Consider the following 16,206-nt stretch of genomic DNA (forward strand, 5'->3'; position numbering starts at 1 on the left):
GCCTGTCCACAGGCTCATCCCCCGGCAAAACGACGATTCGCCCAGAAAGTGATCGTCAAGCCCGTTGACGGGTCGTTAGCCATCTGCGCCCCATATGTTGGTTCGGGAAGCACGAGCGCCACAAGATGATGTGGTTCTGGTGCGGGTGGCTTGGCAACGATTTTTACTTGGGGCGACGATCTATGGCTGGCGGCGAAGCGTTGATGACGACGGAATTCCAGTCGGTTGCGGGCGCGGAAACGCCGCAGCGACCCCATCTGTCGGTCGTGCCCTCGATCCAGATCGACCGTTCGCGCGATGCGCTGCTGACCGACTTCGGCAAGAAGACGCTCGAGGATCGTTATCTGCTGGCCGGCGAAAGCTATCAGGACATGTTCGCCCGGGTGGCGACGGCCTTCTCGGACAACGCCGACCACGCCCAGCGCGTCTACGACTACATGTCGAAGCTGTGGTTCATGCCGGCGACGCCGGTGCTGTCGAACGGCGGCGCGGATCGCGGCCTGCCGATCAGCTGTTTCCTGAACGCGGTCGGCGACTCGCTGGACGGCATCCAGAACGTCTGGAACGAGAACGTCTCGCTGGCCTCGAACGGCGGCGGTATCGGCACCTATTGGGGCGGCGTCCGCTCGATCGGCGAGAAGGTGAAGGGTGCAGGCCAGACCTCGGGCATCATCCCCTTCATCCGCGTGATGGACTCCCTGACGCTGGCGATCTCGCAGGGCTCGCTGCGCCGCGGCTCGGCGGCGGTCTACCTCGACATCCACCACCCGGAGATCGAGGAGTTCCTCGAAATCCGCAAGCCGTCGGGCGACTTCAACCGCAAGTCCTTGAACCTGCACCACGGCATCTCGATCACCGATGAGTTCATGCACGCCGTTCGCGACGGCAAGCCGTTCGGCCTGCGTTCGCCCAAGAACAACGAGGTCCTGAAGACCGTCGACGCCCGCACCCTGTGGCAGAAGATTCTCGAGATCCGCCTGCAAACGGGCGAGCCCTATCTGATCTTCTCGGACACGGTGAACCGGCAGATGCCGCAGCACCAGAAGGACCTTGGCCTGAAGGTCAAGCAGTCCAACCTGTGCGCCGAGATCATGCTGCACACCGGCCGCGACCACCTCGGCGTCGACAGGACCGCAGTCTGCTGCCTGTCGTCGGTCAACGCCGAGACCTTCCTAGAATGGCGCGAGGAGCCCCAGTTCGTCGAGGACGTGATGCGCTTCCTTGACAACGTTCTGGAAGACTTCATCCGCCGCGCCCCGCCGGCGATGGCGCAGGCCGTCTATTCGGCCAAGCGCGAGCGCTCGGTGGGTCTGGGCCTGATGGGCTTCCACTCCTTCCTGCAGTCGCAAGGCGTGGCCTTCGAAAGCGCGATGGCCAAGTCGTGGAACATGCGCCTGTTCAAGCATCTGCGCCGCGAGGCCGACAAGGCCAGCCGCCTGCTGGCAGAAGAGAAGGGCCCGTGCCTTGACGCCGCCGAGCGTGGTGTGATGGAGCGTTTCTCGCACAAGATGGCCATCGCCCCGACCGCCTCGATCTCGATCATCTGCGGCGGCACCTCGGCCGGCATCGAGCCGATCCCGGCCAACATCTATACGCACAAGACCCTGTCGGGCTCGTTCGCGGTCAAGAACCCCTATCTGCAGAAGCTGCTTGGCGAGAAGGGCATCGACACCGAGGCGGTGTGGAACTCGATCCTTGAGAATGAAGGCTCGGTGCAGCACCTCGACGAACTGAATGACGATGAGAAGGGGATCTACAAGACCGCCTTCGAACTGGACCAGCGGTGGGTCGTCGAACTGTCGGCGGACCGCGCTCCCGAAATCTGTCAGGCGCAGTCGATCAACCTGTTCATTCCGGGCGACGTCGACAAATGGGACCTGCACATGCTGCACTGGCGCGCGTGGGAGACCGGCGTGAAGTCGCTCTACTACCTGCGGTCCAAGTCGGTGCAGCGCGCCTCGTTCGCCGGAGCGGAAGACAAGGCCGAGGTGGAGGTCGATCCCAATCAGCCCGATCTGTTCTCGGCCGCCCGCACCGACTACGACGAGTGCCTGGCCTGCCAGTAAGCGGCGGTCAGACGCTGTCGCGGCGGTAGTCGTCCAGAGCGGCGCCGTCGCGGCGGAGCTCGATGCGATCATAGTCGCGGGTGAGCAGCAGGCGCATGCGGGCCAGCTCGCGCGCCTCGACCTCGTCGATCGCGTCCAGCGGCTCATCGGTCGGCGCACGGCCGGCCCTATAGTGCAGGCGCAGGCTGAACCTGGACATGACTGGCCCCGTCAGGACGCCCGACGCGTCCTCGGCTCGACTTAACAGAGATGAACGGCGTTATCGAATCACGAAGCTGCGTTGATTGCGGTGTCATCGGCGCGGCCTTTTCCGGCGCGGAAGAGGCCCCATCTAGGGGCTGAAGGAGCCTGCCATGACCAAGACCCTGCACATCGACTTCGTCTCGGACGTGGTCTGCCCCTGGTGCGTCGTCGGCCTTGGCGGGCTGGAGACCGCGCTGGACAAGCTGGAAGGCGAGGGCATCACCGCCGAGATCGCCTTCAAGCCGTTCGAGCTGAACCCGCAGATGGCGCCCGAGGGCGAGAACATCGTCGAGCATATCGGCAGGAAGTACGGCTCCACCCCCGAACAGTCGGCGCAGAACCGCGAGATGATCCGCGCCCGCGCCGGCGAGGTCGGCTTCGACATGCGGATGGATGAGACCAGCCGCATCTGGAACACCTTCGACGCCCACCGCCTGCTGCACTGGGCCGGGGAGGCGTCTCCGGAGAAACAGGCCGCGCTGAAGAAGGCCCTGTTCCGGATCCACTTCACCGAGGGCCGCAACCTGACCGACGCCGGCGAACTGACCGCCGCGGCCGAGGCGGCGGGGCTGGACCGGGCCGAGGCGGGCGAGGTGCTGGCCTCTGGCCGCTATGTCGAGGCCGTGCGCGCCGAGCAGGCCCTGTGGCGGGAGCGGGGGATCAACTCGGTCCCCGCCGTGGTGGTCGAAGGCAAATACCTGATCTCGGGCGGCCAGCCGGCGGCGGTGTTCGAGGACGCCTTGCGAAAGATCGCGGCCGAGGCCTGACCTCCTATCGCTTGCGGCAGCTGGCGCCGGCCCACAGGACGTCGATGGTCGCGCTTTGGCCGGGCGCCAGCACCAGCCCGTTGACCCCGTCCAGCACGAAGGCGCGGCCGCGGGGCGCCGCGTCGCTGAGCATGAAGCCGGCGTTCTCGGCGGCGATGGCGCTGACCGGGCGGCCGAAGACGGTGCCGGCGCGATTGGTGTAACCGGCGGCCAGGGTGCGGTCGGCGCTCCAGCCGACGAACTTGCCGTCCTGGAAGATCAGCTTCAGCCCCTTGCCCCAGTCGGCGACATCAAAGGCGCCGTTTCGGCAGTCGGTCTCGCGGGTCAAGATCGGCGCGCCGCCGAAGACGCGGGTGGCGTGGGCGACGACATCCGCCTGGGTCGCGCCGAAAGCGACGCTGCGGTCGGTGTTCAGCAGGCGGACGCCGTTGCGGTCGATGACGCCGCCAGCCTGGGGCGGTGCGGCGACGGCGGCGCCGGCCAGGATGGAGGACAGGGCGAGGGCGAGGAGGGCGTGTTTCATGGACGCTGTTCTGTCAGTTGAGCCAGCCGTCTCACAGGCGGCTGCGACGAAGGCGGAACATTGAGCGACGGGCGTGGTCACTGAACCTCCGCGGCCCGTCTGAGCAGGTCGTTCCAGTCCAGCAGATTAATCGCGCCGATGATCCGGCCGAGCGCGTCGTGAGGATGCATCCGCCCCCGGTCGATGTCGGTCGCGTTGTTGTTCCGGCGGTTGTGGCTCACCTCGAGAACCCGGATATCCGTCGCTGGTCGTCTGTCGCCATATGCTCCCGGAGCGAGGTTCAGGCGGGGCTCAGACGCCGTGCCGGCCGGCACGGTCATCCTGCGGTCGGTCGCGAGAATCAGCCGGCTGTCAGAGGCGAGGCATCGGGCGCCTGCGGGACTGACATCGACAGGCCGTGAGCAGTTCAGATGAGTCGGATTCAGGGCCAGCGTCAGGGTCGGCCCGAATGAGCCGGACTTGATAGTCCCATCAGGCATCCGCTGGTTATTGCCGGTGCTGGGCATGATGTGCCGGAACTGCAGCCTGATCTCACCCCGCATCACGCCGTCGCCCTGCGCGCCATGCTGCTGGCCATAGCCGGTAATGATGAGCTCGGGCTCGATGCTGGCGCCGTGGAGGTTCCGGAAAGGAACCGCATTCAGCACTTCGCGAGCGAGGAACTGCATCCGGCGCTCGAACAGGGCGTCCTGTTCCGGCGTGGCGCGGCTGCGCTCGACCTTGCCGGGCCAGGGCTCGGGCGCGACATGGCCGCGCTGCTCCATGCCTGCGGCGTTGGGGTCGACATGGTCGGCAGGCAGGTAGGGCGCCCGCCAGTACTCGACCAGATAGCGGTCGTAATCCTTCTCCCCGTCGGCGCGCATCGGGCTGTCCCAGCCGGCGTTCGGGAACAGCGGCGCGCGGAAACGGCGGTGGCCCGGCATATTGTCCCGCAGCCGCACGGTCCCGGGAGCGGGCGCCATGCCCGCGCCGGGATCGACCGCATTCGGCGGCACGGGGGTGGTCACCGGATGTTCTCGCAGCGTCTGGGCCTGCGTGGCGGAGGCGGCGAGGGTCAGGGCGGCGGCGAGTAAAAGGGTGCGCATCGGGCGAGGATCCTTCAGTCGGCGCGCGGCGCGGCGGGGCCGTTGAGACGGTCTACGATGGCTTTCCAGTCGGGGAGCCAGGCGGCGGCGATGGCTCGCGCCTGCCCGCGATCAGGCGCCAGTGCGCCCTGACCCACTGCAAAGGGGAAGGTGACGATGAAGAGCTGTATTTCTCCCGTCGGACGGCCGGCGTCGAACAGCTCCGGATTGTTGATCTGCTCGCCCTGACCACCGCGGTAGCGGCTGACCCAGAGGGGGCGGTCGATCGTTTCGACCAGTATCCGGTCAAGGCCGGTGAACTGCATGCCGCGATAGCGACCGGAGGGCCGTTCCAGTCGCTCATAGCAGTTGGTGCAGACCGACATTGCCGTCCCTTCAAGCAGGGTGACGTCCGCCCACCGGCCATCGGGCCGCTGTCTGCCGGTGCCGCTGGCCATCGTGGGGAAGGAGAGCCGCAGCGTGAACCCCCATATCCGCGTACCCGACGGATCCGCCTGTTGATGGTAAGAGACCGTCGGAATCAGATAGTGGGCTTCCGACCGCTGGATGAACGGGAAGGCCGTGATGGTGTCCAGCACCGTGCGCGCCTGCCGGTCGAGGACCGCCTTCACCGCCGGGGGCGGCAGGTTTCGGTCGTCCTGCCGGATGGTGTCGGACACGATCCCCAGCCGGGGGACATGGCCCTGCCGTTCCTTCGCCTCGGGGTAGGTCTCCCAGTACTTCACCAGATAGTGGAAGGGGACAGGATAACTCCCATGCTCGGTGCGCAGCTCCGGGGCGCCCCGGCCGAAGTCGAGCGGCAGGTAGTCCTGATGGTTGAAGGCCAGCAGACCCGAAGCGCCGGCGTCGCTGCGGGCGCCCATGGGCGTAGGGTGCAGCTCATAGCGGGGCGTACCGTCGAACATGCCGATGAAGGGGGTGACGGCCCGGGTGTCGCGGGGCGAGGGACCGTTGGACGCCGGCTTGGGCCCATACGGATCATACCCCTGCGCCTGCGCGCCGCCGGCCATCAGGCAGAGGGTCAGTGCGGCGAGGGCGGGGAGGGCGAGCTGGCGCATGGCCGGCATCTGGCGGGCGGGGCGGGACGCCCGCAATCGGCTTGCGACAACCCTTCGACGAAGGCCGACGCGGTCAGGGCGGCCCGCCGGAAACACCGTCCGAAGCGTCCGATGCGTCCGGACCGTCCGGATAGCCGAGGTAGTGGCGCACCGCCTCCTGCCGGGCGATCATCCGGTCCAGCTCGGCCTCTTCGTCGTCCATGGCCTGACGCACGCGGCGCCAGCGCAGGGCCTCGGCGGCGTCGCCGCGCATCACCGCCCGCATCATCCGGCGGAAGGCGACGTAGGACAGCTGGCACAGGTCGACCTTGTCGAGATCGCCGCCGACCTGCTCCTCCAGCACCAACCCCTCGTCGTCGGGATCCAGCGGGTTGGGCGGCGTCCACGGCTGGTCGATCCGCCGCCACCCCTCGCGCGCCGCCCGCTCGCGCAGCGCGCTGAGCCCCACCCCGTACCGGCGGCAACACTCCGGCGCCGACAGGCCGCCCAGATAGTCCTCGCGCACCTGAACCCAGACGTCGTCCGGCGCCATGCGGCGGCCGGTCGGGGCCGGGGCGGGAAGGTGGTCGTCGTCGTCTCTCATCGGTCAGTCCCCCTGTGAAAAGGGGAGGGAGTTTAAGGCCGCCGGAAGGCGTGGTGACGTAGCGTGGGGGCAGCGTCACGGGAGGGTGAGGGATTTCAGGGGGTTAAGGTTCGTCGGATGGCGCCGGTTACGGGCCCTGGGGCGGTGGAGCGAGCCCGCCGCCAACCCGCGCTTTCAGACCCGCCAGCACCCCGTCCAGATTTCCCAGCACCTCCCGCGCCGCGATCCGGTGGACAATGATCCCCCTCAGCATCAGCCATGCCGTCCGCCGCGCGTCATGGCGCATCTGGTCCGGATGCTCGTGCCCCTGTCCGTCAACCTCCACCGCCAGCCGGGCGTCCTCGCAATAGAAGTCGAGAATGTACGGCCCGACCGGGTGCTGCCGTCTGAATCGCGCTCCACCCAGCTTCCGCCCCCGGAGCGCCTGCCACAGGATGACCTCCGGCAGCGTCATGGTACGCCGCAGCTCTCGCGCACGCGCAATGGTTATTTGAGGCGAATACATGATGCCAGCTAAACGCGAATCTTCCGTGCCGTAAATCCTCCCCCATCGGGGGAGGGGGACCATGCACAGCATGGTGGAGGGGGCTTACCGCGGATCCGATTTTTCAAGACGAAACCCCGAACCGCCAACCTTCAGGCGCCCAGCTCGCCGCCGGCCGCCTCCACCGCGAAGACGCCAGTTCGTAAATCCTCCCCCATCGGGGGAGGGGGACCATGCGCAGCATGGTGGAGGGGGCTCACCCCAGATGCGATGTTTGAAGATGAAGCCCCGCACCGCCAACCTTCAGGCGCCCAGCCCGCCGCCAGCCCCCTCCACCGCGAAGACGCGGTCCCCCTCCCCCGATGGGGGAGGACTAGAAGGTTTCGTCCGTCCGGTGATGGCGGGACAGGGCGGCTGGCGATCAGGGCGTCGGCCCGAGGGCGCGGATCATCGCGGACCTCGTGCTAGATTATGCTCTGCAAAAAAGGGGGACGGACGATGGGGCGAAACGGGGTTTGGGTCGCGATGATCGCGGCGGCGACGCTGGTTCCGGGTGGTGCGGCCATGGCGCAGGAGACTCCGGCGGAGGCCAATGCGGCCTATGACGCCGCGAGTCTGGCCCGCGACGCGGCGGCGCTGGACGCCCTGTTCGCGCCAGACTTCGTCTATGTCGGAACCCACGCCAACCGGCGCGAGCGGAGCGAGCAGATCCGGAACATGACGGCGGGCGAGGGGCGTCTGGTCGAAGGCGGCAGCCGGACGTCGAGGTCACGCCGCTGGGCGACACGGCCGCCCTGATCACCGGCCGCTTCCTGGGCCTGTGGCGCCAGGACGGGACCGAGGAGGCCGTCGATGAGCGCTACACCACGGTCTGGGTCCGGATCGACGGCCGCTGGCGTCTGAAGCACGAGCATGTGAGCCAGCGGCCCCGTCAGTAGCCGTAAGGGGCGCTCTTGTGTGACCTCCATGCCGCCGAGGTGCAGGCGGCGGAGGCGCTGGGGATCTCGCGCGGGATCAACGGCGTGCCCGCCGTGATGGTGGGGAAGTGGCTGATCTCGGGGTGCAGCAGGCGGGGGTGTTTCCAGGAGGAGTTGCGGGGGATGGCGGGGAGGGATGAGAAGTTATTCTTTTTATACAGAGCCTTATAGCTTAATTGCATCGAGTTAAAACTTGGAAACCATGTTTGTTGGTTGACGTTAGTGGATGGTGGTATACATAGCCACTTGACGACGTGGTGCTTAACGGCTGCATCTGAAATGGGTTGAAACTTCGGTTTTGGCCCTTTCCGAGGGAGGTGCTGTCGGGATGCCAAATCGTAGTTGCCGGGCTAATTGGTACCTAACGCTGGCAATGATGACACGGGAGCTTCGGCTTCAATCGTCCATCAACCCTCGAAGAGATTAGGTTCCCCTCGCGCTCATATCTGCGCGGGGGGATGCCTATCTAAGACAATCTTCTATGAGAACATTAGCGTGTTTGGATTTTGGATAGGTCTTCCTGTCATCCGGATCCGTCGCACACCGGCAATAGAACGGATAGTTGCCCGCCAAGTGCTTCTTGCCGCCGACGCCAACATCCCAATGAAACTCGTCGTGAAAAGCGCAACCAAGCCGATAGTATTTGGTCAGTGCGATCGCTTGGTCGGGATGGACAGAAGCGCTGCCATGCCGGGCCGCCCCTTTGGCGGGGGCAAACTTCAAACCTGATCGCCCAATATAATAGTTCCCCGATTTATCCCATCGGGAACGGCGAAATTCGGTCGCGCTCGCGCTAATATTCTCGGTCTGAAGAGCCTCTTTCAATAGCTTTTGAACCGCTTTTCCGTCGCCAAAATTCAGCGGCGGGAGCAAGAATGGACAAGCGCCTTGGCCATACATGGCCTTAATCCTCAATAGTCTCTCGATTGCGCGGGCAATATTCTCCTCCAAGAACTCAGCGGTCCCAGTTCTCGACCCGTAAAGCCTTTCCGGAATCTCGATAGGAAGTACCGAATGGTAAAGCCTGCTGAGAAGTGACCCTGACTGGGGGCCCGCTTGATAAGCCACAATAAGAAAGTCAGGCTTCTCTAGGCTGCAGGCCGCTCCAGCCGTTTTCGAGCAAGTTTTCTTCTGGCCTGGCGCCAAAGAGCATCCTGAATTCGCATGCCGGCAGAAACCTACCGGGCGCTTCGTAGAGCCGAACGCCGCGTCGGAAATCGTTTCGAGCGCATTGCTAATGTCATCATCAGCGTACGCGGCCTGCCTGCTCGCGCGGATTTTGGCCGCTTGGAACCTGAACAAGTAGCCGTTCGGAAAACGGAGATTCAGGCGATCCAAAACCGATTTTCGGACACTATCGGGCGCCCCGATGATCGCGCACGCTGTCAGAGGCATACGTCAATGCCCGATGAGTTTTGCGATCAAGTCCAAGCTTAGAGTGAGGTCTTTCCGTTCTCCAGGCGGGATAGCAGCGACAATTGATCTCAAAGCCTCAAGTCCGGGATGGGAATCCCCCGCTCCTACCGATTCAGATCTAATTTTTAGCGGCTTCAAATAGTTGGTCGAATCTAATCCGTGCTCCGCTGTCCACCGAGCAATCGCAGCCTCTGCCTTGTCGGCCCTGAGCTGACGATCGGGTTCCTCACTAACAATCAAGCTCGCAGGAATTTCCCTAGCCGCCGGATCGGCCACGGGATCCACCGCGTCGTAGAACTTGTAAGGTTGAACCGTTCTAAGCCAGCGCCGGCGCCCGGGTTCCAGTGGTTTAGAAAACGCCGAAAATACGGATGCGTCGTACCTGCGCTTCAGAGGAGTCGAGTTGGTGGCAATCGAGACTTCGATTTCCGCCCCCTCCCCAGTAATGTTCAGCCGATCACCAAAAGTCTCGCGCAGCAGCTGGCTTAGCGGTTTCGAGCCTAGCGTAGCTCTAATCGAGACAGATTCTCTTTTCCCAACCAACTGTCCAAGTCTCGCAAGCGACATCGGCCCACCACCCTCTGCCTCTAGGATCGACATGGCGGCGTTGGCGATAGACGCAGGCGTGGCAGTTACCGGTACTGGTTCCAAGACAATCTCCCTCAAGTTTGGGTAGCATATCCTTTCGATGCCGGTTCAAGCTAGACGTGAAAGCTCACACCTTCACCTCCACCACCCCGCCCCCGGCCCTGAACTTCGCGCTCATCTCCGCCATTCCGGCCTCGGCGTCGACCAGCGAACCGCCCGCGTCGTTCTGGGCCTGCGCGTCCCTGCGGATGTCCTGGCTGATCTTCATCGAGCAGAATTTCGGGCCGCACATGCTGCAGAAGTGGGCGGTCTTGTGGGCTTCCTTGGGCAGGGTCTCGTCGTGGTATTTGCGGGCCGTTTCGGGGTCGAGGCCGAGGTTGAACTGGTCTTCCCAGCGGAACTCGAACCGGGCGCGCGACAGGGCGTCGTCGTGCAGGCGGGCGGCGGGGTGGCCCTTGGCCAGGTCGGCGGCGTGGGCGGCGATCTTGTAGGTGATGACGCCGTCCTTGACGTCCTGACGGTCGGGCAGGCCCAAGTGTTCCTTGGGCGTGACGTAGCAGAGCATGGCCGTGCCGAACCAGCCGATCATGGCCGCGCCGATGGCGCTGGTGATGTGGTCGTAGCCGGGGGCGATGTCGGTGGTCAGCGGCCCGAGCGTGTAGAACGGCGCCTCGTGGCAGTGCTTCAGCTGCTCATCCATATTGGCCTTGATCTTGTGCATCGGCACGTGGCCGGGGCCCTCGATCATGACCTGACAGCCCTTGGCCCAGGCGATCTTCGTCAGCTCGCCGAGGGTGCGCAACTCGGCGAACTGGGCCTCGTCATTGGCGTCGGCGATGGAGCCGGGGCGCAGGCCGTCGCCGAGGCTGAACGACACGTCGTAGGCCCGCATGATGTCGCAGATGTCCTCGAAATGTTCGTAGAGGAAGCTCTCGCGGTGATGCGACAGGCACCACTTGGCCATGATGGAGCCGCCGCGTGAGACGATGCCGGTGACGCGTTTGGCGGTCATCGGCACGAAGGGCAGGCGGACGCCGGCGTGGATGGTGAAATAGTCGACGCCCTGTTCGGCCTGTTCGATCAGGGTGTCGCGGAACACCTCCCAGGTCAGGTCCTCGGCGATGCCGTTCACCTTTTCCAGCGCCTGATAGATGGGCACCGTGCCGATGGGGACGCTGGAGTTGCGGATGATCCAGTCGCGGATGTTGTGGATGTTGCGACCCGTCGACAGGTCCATGACGTTGTCGGCGCCCCAGCGGGTGGCCCAGACCAGCTTGTCGACCTCGTCATCGACGCTGGACAGGACGGCCGAGTTGCCGATGTTGGCGTTGATCTTCACCAGGAAGTTGCGGCCGATGATCATCGGCTCGACCTCGGGGTGGTTGATGTTGTGCGGGATGATGGCGCGGCCGCGGGCGATCTCCTGACGCACGAACTCGGGGGTGACGAAGTCGGGGATGGAGGCGCCGAAGTCCTCGCCGTCGCGGATGCAGGGGGCGTTCTGTTCGCGGCGCAGGTTCTCGCGGATGGCGACGTATTCCATCTCGGGCGTGATGATGCCCGCCTTCGCGTATTCGTACTGGGTGACCGGGCGGCCCTCGACGCCCTTGAAGACGCGGTGGTTGGAGACGTCGAAGCGGGGCGCGAGGTGTTTGCCGCTGGCGTGGCCGTTGTCCTCGGGCTTGACCTCGCGCGGGTTCGCCACGCGGGCGATATCGCCGCGGTCGAGCTGCCAGCTGGTCTTCACGAGGGGCAGGCCGCGCTTGATGTCGATGGTCTCCGAGGGGTCGGTATAGGGGCCGGACGAGTCGTAGATGGTCACCGGCGGCTCATTGGCCGACGGGTGGACGGCGACCTCGCGGAAGGGGACGCGGATGTCGGGGTAGAGCTCGCCGGCGACATAGACCTTGCGCGACCCGGCGCGCTCGCCGGTCGGGATGGCGCCGGTCTCCTTCATCACCTGCTCGCGGGCGTCTTTCAGCGACAGATCCACGGTGGGATCATGCGAGGGCTCGGTGTTGGTGACGTGGATATTCATGGCGGCCTCTGTTTGCAGAGGGTCCGCCGACGTCGGGCGAGAGGGTCCTGTGGCGTGATGCGCCTGGGACCGAAGCGTTACTCATCCCTTCGCCGGCATGACCCGGATCAGGTTCGGCCGGTCAGAGGGACACCTCTATCTCAGCCGCTCGATCGCGACCCCCGGGAGAACGGTGCGACGATACGCGCAGGCGGGGGGCGCTGTCGACAGGCGGGGTGCGACAATGTGCGGGGCGGCGGGCGGTTGTTCCGACTCTGCGGATGCGTATGAGAACCACTCTCAAAATACAGCTTTGCCTTGAGGGGGCCTCCCATGACCGTCCACAACCTGAAACTCGCCCTGACCGGCGCCTCCGCGCTCAGCCTCATGGCGGGTGTCGCGAACGCCCAGGAGGCGACGCAGGTCGAGGACGTGGTGGTCACCGCCGCCGGCTACGAGCAGCGCATCACCCAGGCGCCGGCCTCGATCAGCGTGCTGCCGCGTCAGGAGATCGAGGAGCTGCGCGCGACCTCGATCGCCGAGATCCTGAACAACGTCGAGGGCGTCGACACCGGCGCCGGCGTCGGCAAGACCGGCGGCCAGACCATCAACATCCGCGGCATGGGCCCGGACTACACCCTGATCCTGATCGACGGGCGTCGCCAGAACCCGGCCGGCAGCGTGACCCCGAACGGCTTCGGCGAGACCTCGACAAGCTTCCTGCCGCCGGTGTCGTCGATCGAGCGGATCGAGGTGGTGCGCGGGCCGGTGTCGACGCTGTACGGCTCTGACGCGATGGGCGGGGTGGTCAACATCATCACCCGCAAAGTCGGCGACGTCTGGGCCGGCTCGCTGGGCGCCAACTATACGCTGCAGGGCGATGACGAGTTCGGGAACATATGGGGCGCCAACCTCTATGCCGCGGGGCCGGTGGTGAAGGATGTGGTGGGGCTGGCCGTGCGCGGCTCGTGGCAGGATCGCGAGCAGTCGGAGCTGACCTTTGAGCGCGTGGACGGGGTCGAGACGCCGGTCACCGGCTTCGGCCGCAGCGCGACCGCCTACGAGATCTGGAGCCTCGGCGCGCGGGTGGCGCTGCAGCTGCATCCGGACCACGACCTGTGGCTGGACGTGGATACGGCGAACCAGTGGTACGACAACAGCGCCAACCAGCTGGGCACCCAGGGCGTGGCGGGCGGCTATGCGGATGCGCTGGAGTTCAACCGCGACCAGCAGGTGCTGGCCCACAACTGGCGTCTGCCGTTCGGCACGCTGGAGAGCACCCTGTCGCGCAACTATACCGAAAAGCTGGGCCGGATCGTGCCGGCGCTGGTGCCGGTGACGGGCGGGCAGGCGCGCAATATCGAGAGCACGAGCATCGTCTTCGACACCAAGCTGCACTCCGCCTGGCGCAACCACAACTTCACGGTGGGCGGCCAGTACTGGGACGCCGAGATGATCGACGGCGTCGCGCCCACGGCCTTCACCTTCGAGCAGTGGGCGCTGTTCGCCGAGGACGAGTGGCGCTTCACCGACAGCTTCGCCCTGACCGGCGGCGTCCGCTATGACGACCATTCGACCTTTGGCGACCACGTCAGCCCGCGCCTGTACGGCGTCTGGAACGCCACCGACCAGTGGACGATCAAGGGCGGCGTCTCGGCCGGCTACAAGGCGCCGCGCGTCGAGCAGCTGGCGCCCGGCATCAACGGGTTCGGCGGGCAGGGGCGCATTCCCCTGATCGGCTCGCCCGACCTGACGCCGGAGACCAGCGTCTCGACGGAGCTGGCGGTGTTCTACGATAACGGCTGGGACCTGCGGGCCTCGCTGACGGCCTTCCACAATACCTTCGAGGACAAGATCGCCTCGGGCGTGCCGGTGGCGAACTGCTCGGCGGGCGTCACGGCGGCCAACTATCAGGCGGGGAACTATCCGCAGACCGGCTGCGTCGATGTCGGTTTCTATCCGTCGGTGGTCGAGTTCGGGCAGTCGGTGAACATCGACGAGGCCGAGACCTCGGGCTTCGAGGCCACCGCGCGCTGGAACTTCGCCGAGGCGTGGTCGGTGCAGGGCAACTACACCTACACGGACAGCGAGCAGAAGTCGGGCTCGGCCGCCGGCCAGCCGCTGACAGACACCCCGCGCCACATGCTGAACGGACAGCTGCGCTGGCGGGCGACGGACGATCTGAACCTGTGGGTGCGTGGCGAATACCGCTCGGAGCGCTATCGCGGCCCGGGCGCGGCCTTCAACGCCTGGGGCGACTACAAGGCCTATGAGCTGGTGCACTTCGGCGGGTCGTATCAGGTGACCGACCGGGTCAGCCTGAACGCCACGGTCTACAACCTGTTCGACACGGACTTCGTGCGCCTGCTGCCGTTCGGCACACCGGTTCAGTACACGCCGGAGTACGCCAACAATCAGGAGCCACGCCGGCTGTACCTCGGTGTGAATCTGGACTTCTAGGGCTCGGACCAGCCGAGGGTTCGCAGGCTCAAGCCCGAGCGCGGATCGGCGCTGAAGCCGAGTAGGACGGTTTCCGATCCGCCAGCAGGCACGTAGTCGAGGGAAATAGCTGCGGTTTCGGCGCCGAGCCGGCCTTCGATCTCGACCGCTGCGGCGGTGGTGTCGCCCGTGTTCTCGACCTCGACCTCAGCGATCCAGCCGTCGGCGACTGGCCGGGCGTTTTCCAGCCTCACGGTCAGGGCGGCCGGTTCAATCGGGGCGAAGGCTTCCTTCAGGATCAGGACGAGGACGGCGAGCGTCAGCAGCAGGCCGAGGCCGCTCATCAGCCATTGTAGAACGGGCGGTCCGGGTTGGCTGTCGGGTTTGGCTGCGGGTTTGCGGGCCATCAGACGAGCAACCGTGCGGCGGCGGCGCCGATCGCGCCGGGGAAGGACAGGACGACCACCGCGTCGACCATCTCCTTGATGTTGTGCCCGTCGGTGCGGCCGAAGATCCACAGCACATAGAGGCTGGTCAGCAGCACCAGACCGTAGCCAGCGAGGGTGAAGTGGAAGAAGGCGGTGACGGGGTGACCCTGCTCTTCCTGTCCGGCGAAGCCGGCGAGATAGACGATGACGTGCATAAGGGTGAGCGACACCGCGACCAGCGCCAAAGCGTGCCATGGGGTGATGCGGTAGGCGATGAGGATCATCTCCTCGGTCGGCGCCATGTTCAGGGCGATGAAGAGGGCGCCGGCCACCATCAGGAACAGTTCGCCGAAGTAGCTCGCCTCGTCCTCGTCCCCCTTGCCGCGACCCGCGCCGCTGAGCTGTTTGCGGGCCAGAAGCGCGCCCATGGCGGCGGGCACGGTCTGCAGCGCGATCTGTCCCACCGACTGCCGCAGCGGCCCGCCCGGCTCGATCACTCCGAACAGCAGAAGCAGGGCCGCCCCCGTGATCATGCCGACAGCGATGGCGACGAAGGTGTCCTGTATCGCGTGCAGCAGGCCTTGGTGACGGCTGAAGCCGGCGTAAAGCGCGATGCCGAGAAGGAGCGGCAAGCCGACGAGCAGGAAGATAGCGAGGCGCGCACGATCCAGCGTGAAGCCGAACCACCACATCTCCATCGTCATCAACAGCGGCAGACTGAACAGCAGCGCGCCGCCAAAGGCGCGGCCGAGATCGCGGGCGTAATCCCGTTCGTCGGGCGGGTTCAGCGTTGCGGCGGCGCTCATGCCCACGGCAACGCTCGGCGTGACCGAACGCTCCTTCGGCTCGTCAATCCGGGAAGACGACCAGCAGGCTATCGAGCGCCGCGGTGGTGCGGGCCCAACCCGCCTCGTCCAGCGTCACCCCGCCGACCGAGTCGAGCGAGGCGCCGGCGAGGGCCAGATGCTGGACCGCACCGACCAGCACGGCGTTGACGGCCATGACGTCGCCATCGGGCGCGGTCTTGAGGCGGGGACGGCGTTCGCGCATCCACGCCTGAAGCAGGGTCGCCCGTTCTGTCTCGATGCGACGGTTCAGCGGCGTCGGCTCGACCAGGGCCCAGGCCATGAGACGCAACGACAGAGGGCTGGCGCGCAGGGCGGACAACCAGGCCGACAGGCTTTCGCGCGCGAACTCGCGCTGGGTCCGGCCCTCGCCGCGTGGAACGGCGTCGAGCGTGCGCAGCAGTTCGGCCAGCGCCCGCGCGGCCAACTTCTCGACCACCCCGTCGGCGCCGTTGAAATAGCGATAGACCAGCTTGCGGTCGCAGCGCGCCTCGGCCGCCAGCGTCTGCACGTTCAGGCCCGGAAAGCCGTCGCGCAAAAGCAGTCGCTCGCCGGCGTCGACGATGCGGCGCTGGGTTCCGGCGCGGTCGCGCGGCGATGTCTGCGATTCGGCCATGAAGGGAGCATCCCGTGTGCGGGCGATCCGTTCAAGCGGCCGGGACGCCGGGCGGCGTCAAGGTCGATATC

The 16,206-nt window shown here is 65.9% G+C and carries 15 protein-coding genes, 1 pseudogene and 1 riboswitch; of the genes and pseudogenes, 4 read left to right on the forward strand and 12 right to left on the reverse strand.

From position 1 onward, the window contains the following. Nucleotides 1–182 precede the first annotated feature (182 nt). Nucleotides 183–2,066, forward strand: coding sequence for a ribonucleoside-diphosphate reductase subunit alpha (locus ACIQC9_RS14170; protein WP_400617111.1), 1,884 nt, complete (start codon nucleotides 183–185; stop codon nucleotides 2,064–2,066). Between the two features lie 7 nt (nucleotides 2,067–2,073). Here the strand turns inward: ACIQC9_RS14170 and ACIQC9_RS14175 are convergent, their stop codons facing one another. Further along, nucleotides 2,074–2,265, reverse strand: coding sequence for a hypothetical protein (locus tag ACIQC9_RS14175; protein WP_400617112.1), 192 nt, complete (start codon nucleotides 2,263–2,265; stop codon nucleotides 2,074–2,076). Nucleotides 2,266–2,419: 154 nt separating this feature from the next. On the opposite strand from ACIQC9_RS14175, the gene ACIQC9_RS14180 reads away from it, so the two are divergent. Then, entirely contained in the window at nucleotides 2,420–3,076 is a 657-nt protein-coding gene (locus ACIQC9_RS14180) for a DsbA family oxidoreductase (RefSeq protein WP_400617114.1), read from the forward strand. Nucleotides 3,077–3,080: 4 nt separating this feature from the next. Here the strand turns inward: ACIQC9_RS14180 and ACIQC9_RS14185 are convergent, their stop codons facing one another. The 5 genes from ACIQC9_RS14185 to ACIQC9_RS14205 all read right to left on the reverse strand — a co-directional run bounded on the left by ACIQC9_RS14185 (nucleotide 3,081) and on the right by ACIQC9_RS14205 (nucleotide 6,830). Then, nucleotides 3,081–3,599 (reverse strand): hypothetical protein, encoded by a 519-nt coding sequence (locus tag ACIQC9_RS14185; protein ID WP_400617116.1) that lies wholly within the window; start codon nucleotides 3,597–3,599, stop codon nucleotides 3,081–3,083. A gap of 77 nt (nucleotides 3,600–3,676) precedes the next feature. Next, on the reverse strand, nucleotides 3,677–4,684 hold the full coding sequence (locus tag ACIQC9_RS14190; RefSeq protein WP_400617118.1) for a hypothetical protein: 1,008 nt from the start codon (nucleotides 4,682–4,684) through the stop codon (nucleotides 3,677–3,679). Between the two features lie 14 nt (nucleotides 4,685–4,698). Further along, nucleotides 4,699–5,742 (reverse strand): hypothetical protein, encoded by a 1,044-nt coding sequence (locus ACIQC9_RS14195; RefSeq protein WP_400617120.1) that lies wholly within the window; start codon nucleotides 5,740–5,742, stop codon nucleotides 4,699–4,701. Between the two features lie 73 nt (nucleotides 5,743–5,815). Then, on the reverse strand, nucleotides 5,816–6,325 hold the full coding sequence (locus tag ACIQC9_RS14200; RefSeq protein ID WP_400617122.1) for a hypothetical protein: 510 nt from the start codon (nucleotides 6,323–6,325) through the stop codon (nucleotides 5,816–5,818). Between the two features lie 127 nt (nucleotides 6,326–6,452). Then, nucleotides 6,453–6,830, reverse strand: coding sequence for an endonuclease domain-containing protein (locus tag ACIQC9_RS14205; RefSeq protein ID WP_400617125.1), 378 nt, complete (start codon nucleotides 6,828–6,830; stop codon nucleotides 6,453–6,455). Between the two features lie 543 nt (nucleotides 6,831–7,373). On the opposite strand from ACIQC9_RS14205, the pseudogene ACIQC9_RS14210 reads away from it, so the two are divergent. Further along, nucleotides 7,374–7,747, forward strand: a pseudogene (locus tag ACIQC9_RS14210) (nuclear transport factor 2 family protein). A gap of 501 nt (nucleotides 7,748–8,248) precedes the next feature. Here the strand turns inward: ACIQC9_RS14210 and ACIQC9_RS14215 are convergent. The 3 genes from ACIQC9_RS14215 to thiC form a co-directional block, all read right to left on the reverse strand. After that, a complete protein-coding gene (locus ACIQC9_RS14215; RefSeq protein ID WP_400617127.1) occupies nucleotides 8,249–9,124 on the reverse strand; it encodes a hypothetical protein in 876 nt (291 codons plus the stop codon). A 60-nt stretch (nucleotides 9,125–9,184) separates the two neighbouring features. Next, entirely contained in the window at nucleotides 9,185–9,853 is a 669-nt protein-coding gene (locus ACIQC9_RS14220; RefSeq protein WP_400617129.1) for a hypothetical protein, read from the reverse strand. A 64-nt stretch (nucleotides 9,854–9,917) separates the two neighbouring features. Continuing rightward, the gene (gene thiC / locus ACIQC9_RS14225; RefSeq protein WP_400617372.1) at nucleotides 9,918–11,747 is read right to left on the reverse strand and encodes a phosphomethylpyrimidine synthase ThiC; all 1,830 of its coding nucleotides are present in this window, start codon (nucleotides 11,745–11,747) and stop codon (nucleotides 9,918–9,920) included. A 147-nt stretch (nucleotides 11,748–11,894) separates the two neighbouring features. Next, nucleotides 11,895–12,003, reverse strand: a riboswitch (TPP riboswitch). Between the two features lie 137 nt (nucleotides 12,004–12,140). Between thiC and ACIQC9_RS14230 the strand changes: the two genes are divergently transcribed. Then, nucleotides 12,141–14,267: a TonB-dependent receptor domain-containing protein gene (locus ACIQC9_RS14230; RefSeq protein ID WP_400617132.1), complete on the forward strand. Its 2,127-nt coding sequence runs from the start codon at nucleotides 12,141–12,143 to the stop codon at nucleotides 14,265–14,267. Here ACIQC9_RS14230 and ACIQC9_RS14235 read toward each other — a convergent pair. From ACIQC9_RS14235 to ACIQC9_RS14245, 3 genes are read right to left on the reverse strand one after another with little or no spacing between them, the layout of a single operon-like run. Continuing rightward, nucleotides 14,264–14,653, reverse strand: a complete 390-nt coding sequence (locus ACIQC9_RS14235; protein WP_400617134.1) for a hypothetical protein — start codon at nucleotides 14,651–14,653, stop codon at nucleotides 14,264–14,266. The genes ACIQC9_RS14230 and ACIQC9_RS14235 overlap by 4 nt on opposite strands. Then, on the reverse strand, nucleotides 14,653–15,480 hold the full coding sequence (locus ACIQC9_RS14240) for a TIGR02587 family membrane protein (RefSeq protein ID WP_400617136.1): 828 nt from the start codon (nucleotides 15,478–15,480) through the stop codon (nucleotides 14,653–14,655). The genes ACIQC9_RS14235 and ACIQC9_RS14240 overlap by 1 nt, the downstream gene beginning before the upstream one ends. A gap of 43 nt (nucleotides 15,481–15,523) precedes the next feature. Continuing rightward, entirely contained in the window at nucleotides 15,524–16,135 is a 612-nt protein-coding gene (locus ACIQC9_RS14245) for a TetR/AcrR family transcriptional regulator (protein ID WP_400617138.1), read from the reverse strand. Between the last annotated feature and the right edge of the window lie 71 nt (nucleotides 16,136–16,206).

The organism is Brevundimonas sp. NPDC092305 (genome assembly GCF_044755415.1).
Taxonomy (GTDB): Bacteria; Pseudomonadota; Alphaproteobacteria; order Caulobacterales; family Caulobacteraceae; genus Brevundimonas.

Bases quoted from the DNA above. Each gene is read 5' to 3' on its own strand.
- ACIQC9_RS14170 (WP_400617111.1), top strand. From the start codon at position 183: ATGGCTGGCGGCGAAGCGTTGATGACGACGGAATTCCAGTCGGTTGCG.
- ACIQC9_RS14175 (WP_400617112.1), bottom strand. From the start codon at position 2,265: ATGTCCAGGTTCAGCCTGCGCCTGCACTATAGGGCCGGCCGTGCGCCG.
- ACIQC9_RS14180 (WP_400617114.1), top strand. From the start codon at position 2,420: ATGACCAAGACCCTGCACATCGACTTCGTCTCGGACGTGGTCTGCCCC.
- ACIQC9_RS14185 (WP_400617116.1), bottom strand. From the start codon at position 3,599: ATGAAACACGCCCTCCTCGCCCTCGCCCTGTCCTCCATCCTGGCCGGC.
- ACIQC9_RS14190 (WP_400617118.1), bottom strand. From the start codon at position 4,684: ATGCGCACCCTTTTACTCGCCGCCGCCCTGACCCTCGCCGCCTCCGCC.
- ACIQC9_RS14195 (WP_400617120.1), bottom strand. From the start codon at position 5,742: ATGCGCCAGCTCGCCCTCCCCGCCCTCGCCGCACTGACCCTCTGCCTG.
- ACIQC9_RS14200 (WP_400617122.1), bottom strand. From the start codon at position 6,325: ATGAGAGACGACGACGACCACCTTCCCGCCCCGGCCCCGACCGGCCGC.
- ACIQC9_RS14205 (WP_400617125.1), bottom strand. From the start codon at position 6,830: ATGTATTCGCCTCAAATAACCATTGCGCGTGCGCGAGAGCTGCGGCGT.
- thiC (WP_400617372.1), bottom strand. From the start codon at position 11,747: ATGAAGGAGACCGGCGCCATCCCGACCGGCGAGCGCGCCGGGTCGCGC.
- ACIQC9_RS14230 (WP_400617132.1), top strand. From the start codon at position 12,141: ATGACCGTCCACAACCTGAAACTCGCCCTGACCGGCGCCTCCGCGCTC.
- ACIQC9_RS14235 (WP_400617134.1), bottom strand. From the start codon at position 14,653: ATGGCCCGCAAACCCGCAGCCAAACCCGACAGCCAACCCGGACCGCCC.
- ACIQC9_RS14240 (WP_400617136.1), bottom strand. From the start codon at position 15,480: ATGAGCGCCGCCGCAACGCTGAACCCGCCCGACGAACGGGATTACGCC.
- ACIQC9_RS14245 (WP_400617138.1), bottom strand. From the start codon at position 16,135: ATGGCCGAATCGCAGACATCGCCGCGCGACCGCGCCGGAACCCAGCGC.